Annotated in this window: 1 rRNA gene; it reads right to left on the bottom strand. The window is 52.2% G+C overall.

The window, feature by feature from the left end:
• Nucleotides 1–90 (bottom strand): 23S ribosomal RNA (locus AB3X94_RS42330); the annotation flags it as partial.
• Between the last annotated feature and the right edge of the window lie 159 nt (nt 91–249).

Consider the following 249-nt stretch of genomic DNA (forward strand, 5'->3'; position numbering starts at 1 on the left):
GCCAGCTCCCCGGAGCTTTTCGCAGGCTACCGCGTCCTTCATCGCCTGTGATCGCCAAGGCATCCACCACATGCACTTGTTCGCTTGACCCTATAACGGGTGTGTCTCAATGATTGCTCACCGCAGAATCACCTTCCGCTACAGGTTGAGTATTCGTGTTGCGCCGTATTCCAAAGCGATCTCTCGATCACCTTTAAAATACATCGATACAATCACAACCCTGATTCACCTACTCACGCACCCATCTCC

This window comes from Paraburkholderia sp. BR10923 (assembly GCF_040948765.1).
Lineage (GTDB): Bacteria > Pseudomonadota > Gammaproteobacteria > Burkholderiales > Burkholderiaceae > Paraburkholderia > Paraburkholderia youngii.